The organism is Streptomyces capparidis (assembly GCF_054782095.1).
Genome location: NZ_BAAGTD010000117.1, coordinates 1 through 3,988, shown reverse-complemented (window position 1 = coordinate 3,988; position 3,988 = coordinate 1). Strand labels below are relative to the sequence as shown.

Genomic DNA, 3,988 nt, shown 5'->3' with positions numbered 1-3,988 from the left:
ACCCCCATCATCACCACCGACGCACGCCAGCGCGCCGAAGCCAAATCCGCACTCATCACCCTCGTCGAACACGCGCTCCTGGCGCGCCTGAAATGATCTCGCGGACGACGGGACAGCCGCGTAACCAGCGGTAACACCGTAGGCGGGCCAGGCGGCGGCGCAGTGGGACAACAGAAGAACTCCGGCCGGCACACCGGCGGCTCAGGACCGGCTGTGGCGCAGTTCACGGCCGGTCCTTCGCTTCATAACGGTTCTCATAACGTTTCGACAGACATTCCCCACCCGCACGAACACGGGGAGCGGCCGGATGGTTTCGCAGCGCACAAATACCCGCCGCCCTTTGCGAAATCCACACACTTATGTCCCGAATACCCGCGAACGGGGCGCCGTGCGCGGCTGTTTGGTGCCCGCCGTGCAGGCGTGCTCCAATGCGTCGAACTCTCGGCTGTTGACGCAATCTTGGGAGTTGCGGACGCAGCGAGGGCCGCGGTTGGTTCGATGATTGGCCTGCTTTGGGCCGAGAGGTTGTTGGTCGAGTGAGGCGTACCAGGACAGTGCCGGCGCGTGAGGGCGTCACGGCACAGTCGCCGCAGACGTCGGCGAGCCGAGGCAACTTCACCCCGCCCACGCCCGCCGCCCCGCCGCCCGGTGGGCCCGACGACAGCGGCGGCATCTCGCCGCCGCCCGGTGCCACCAGGAGATTCGCCCTGCGCAACTGGCGGGTGCCCACCCGTCTGCTGGCCATCCTGGCCATCCCGGTGGTGACCGGCCTGGTCTTCGCGGGCCTGCGGGTCGCCGACTCGGTGGAGACCGCCCGGCAGGCGGCGGACGCCGAGCGCGCCGCCCGGCTCGCGCACAGCGCGACCAGCCTGGTCAACGCCCTGGAGTACGAGCGGGACGTCTCCGTCCTGCCGCTGTCCCGCGGCGACCGCAACTCCAACGACGTCAAGAACGCCCGCGCCGAGACCGACGAGCGCCTGGCGCAGTTCCGCGCCGACGCGGCGAGGATCGAGGGCGACACGGGGGTCCGCAACCGGGTGCGGGCCGCCGAGGCCACGCTGGGCTCCCTGGACTCGCTGCGGCAGGACGCCTTCAGCTCCGACCTGGCGCCCACGGCCACCATCACCGCGTACTCGGACCTGTTCCGCCCGCTCAACGCCTTCACCAACGAGCTGGGGTCCCGCTCCACCGGCATCAACAGCCGCGGCCGCGCCATGTACGCCATCTCGCTGGCCAAGGCGTCCGCCTCCACGCAGCGCGCCGCGGTGCAGGTGGTGCTCGCCCGCGACCGGCTGAGCACGCCGGACGCGGTGACCATCCAGGCGGCCACCACGCTCAAGAGCGTGGCCGTGGAGGAGTTCACCGCGGGCGCGCTGCCGCAGGACGTGCGGTTGTACAACCGCACGGTGCAGAGCCCCAGCCTGGACGACGCCAACACCTACATGCGCCGCGTGCTCGCGGTGAACCCCGGCGACTCCCTGGCCGAGGCGGGGCTGCGGCCCACGGAGTGGTTCAAGCTGTCGTCGGTCGAGTTCGACCTGATGCGCAAGGTCGAACTCCAGATCACCAACGAGATCGTGGCGGAGTCCGCCCAGGCCAAGACCGACGCCGAGCGCGACGCGATCATCAACGGCGCCGCCGCGCTGGCGATGCTGCTGCTCGCCGGTCTGCTCACCTTCTTCGTCTCCCGCTCGATGGTGCGCGGCATGGCCACCCTGCGCGGCTCGGCCATGGACATCGCCGAGGTCCGGCTGCCCGGCCTGGTGGAGAACCTCTCCAAGACCGACCCGGGCCGCGTGGACACCAGGGTGGAGCCGATCCCGCTGTTCGGCCGCGACGAGATCGGCCAGGTCGCCCGCGCCTTCGACCAGGTGCACCGGGAGGCCGTGCGGCTCGCCGCCGAGCAGGCGCTGCTGCGGGGCAACGTCAACGCGATCTTCACCAACCTCTCCCGCCGCAACCAGGGCCTCATCCAGCGCCAGTTGAGCCTGATCACGGACCTGGAGAACAACGAGACCGACCCGGACCAGCTCGAGAACCTGTTCAAGCTGGACCACCTGGCCACCCGCATGCGCCGCAACGGCGAGAACCTGCTGGTCCTCGCGGGCGAGGAGCCGGGCCGCCGGTGGAACCAGCCGGTGCCGCTGGTGGACGTGCTGCGCGCCGCCGCCTCCGAGGTGGAGCAGTACGAGCGCATCGAGCTGTCGGGCGTCCCCGACACCGAGATCCACGGCACCGCGGTGAACGACCTGGTGCACCTGCTCGCCGAGCTGCTGGAGAACGCCACCTCCTTCTCCAGCCCGCAGACGAAGGTGCGGGTCAACGGCACCCGGCTGCCCGACGGCCGGGTCATGGTCGAGATCCACGACAAGGGCATCGGGCTCACCGCGGAGGACTTCGCGGACATCAACCACAAGCTGTCCAACCCGCCGACGGTGGACGTGTCCATCGCCCGGCGCATGGGCCTGTTCGTGGTCGGCCGCCTCGCCCAGCGGCACGACATCCGGGTGCAGCTCCGCCCGTCCGGCGAGTCCGCGGGCACCACCTCGCTGGTGATGCTGCCCGAGCCGATCACCCACGGCGGCGCCGCGCCCGACGAGGAGGCCGACTTCCAGGTCTCCCGGATCGTGCCCGAGCAGAACCCGCAGAACGCCGCCGGCGCCGTGCGCAGCGCCGCCGAGCTGGGCTTCGACGACTCGCGGTACACCGCGGTCGAGGGCGACGCCGCGCTCGACCCGGTGGGCCGCTCCCTCCAGCGCAGGGAGCGCCGCGCCGCCCTGGACGCGGCCGGCCGCGGCGAGGCGCCCGCGCCGGAGCAGCGGACCGGGCAGGCGGGCGGGTTCGACGGCGGTGCCGGCGCGCCCGGCCAGCCGCCCTACCTCGACGACCGGTACGCCGCCTCCGAGTTCCCCGCGGCCCCCGCCTACGAGGACACCGGGCAGTTCGCCGTCCCGCAGGCCTCCTACGAGGACACCGGGCAGTTCGCCGCCCCTCAGGCCTCCTACGAGGACACCGGCCAGTTCGCCGCCCCCCAGGCCCCGTACGAGGACACCGGCCAGTTCGCCACTCCGCAGGCCCCGTACGAGGAAAACCCCGGCCAGGAGGGCGCCCCGTACGGGGAGGGGTCCGGCTACGAGGAGCCCTCGTCCTCCTACGCGGGCGGCGGCCACCCCGACGGCGGGGACTGGCCCGCGGACCCCGGCTACGCCGACGGCTACCGGTCCGGTTTCGGGCAGGGCTTCCCGGAGCAGCGGCCGTACCCCGGCGCCGCCTCCCCGGAGGAGTCCGGGTACGGCGATCCGGGCGGGCAGGAACCCCCGGCGTACCCGGGCGGTTACGGGCAGGACGCGTACCAGGGCTACGCCGACCAGGGCCGGAAGCCCTCGTCGCAGCCCTCGGCGCCCGCCGGTGACGGGGACGGTGGCGCCGGTTACGGCGACGCGGCGGACCGGCAGAGCGTAAGCTTCACCGAAAGCGGGCTTCCCCGCCGGCAGCCGAAGACCCCCCGGCAGACCCCCAGTGGGAGCGGGAACGGGCCGTGGCATCAGCGGCCGGCCGAGGAGCCGCCCGCGCCGGCAGCCCCCCAGGTCCCCGATCCCGCGCAGGGCGCCGCCCCGCAGGGCGCCGGGGCCGAGGGCGCCACGAACGACGAGTGGCGGTCGGACAACGACAACCACTGGCAGCGGGCCTCCCAGGTCCGCGAGCCGCGGGCGGGCGGGGTCACCGCCTCCGGTCTCCCGCGGCGGGTCCCGAAGGCCAACCTGATACCGGGGAGCGCGCAGCACACCCCGCAGGACGGCCCGCAGGTCTCCCGTACGCCGGAGGAGATCCGCGGCAGGCTCACCAGTCTGCGCCGCGGTGTCCAGCAGGGACGACAGCAGAGCAGTGACAGCAACGGCGAGGGCCTCGGCCCCAATCACCAGGAGCGTTAGTTGAGTGCGATGAGCCAGGCGGCGCAGAATCTGAACTGGTTGATCACCAACTTCGT

General features: G+C 72.5%; 1 protein-coding gene and 1 pseudogene. Both read left to right on the top strand.

Annotated features, from left to right (window positions below):
• Nucleotides 1-96, top strand: a pseudogene (locus tag ACYVO2_RS37120) (ATP-binding protein); the annotation flags it as partial.
• 458 nt (nucleotides 97-554) lie between these two features.
• Nucleotides 555-3,932, top strand: a complete 3,378-nt coding sequence (locus ACYVO2_RS37115) for a nitrate- and nitrite sensing domain-containing protein (RefSeq protein ID WP_461012539.1) — start codon at nucleotides 555-557, stop codon at nucleotides 3,930-3,932.
• Nucleotides 3,933-3,988 lie beyond the last annotated feature (56 nt).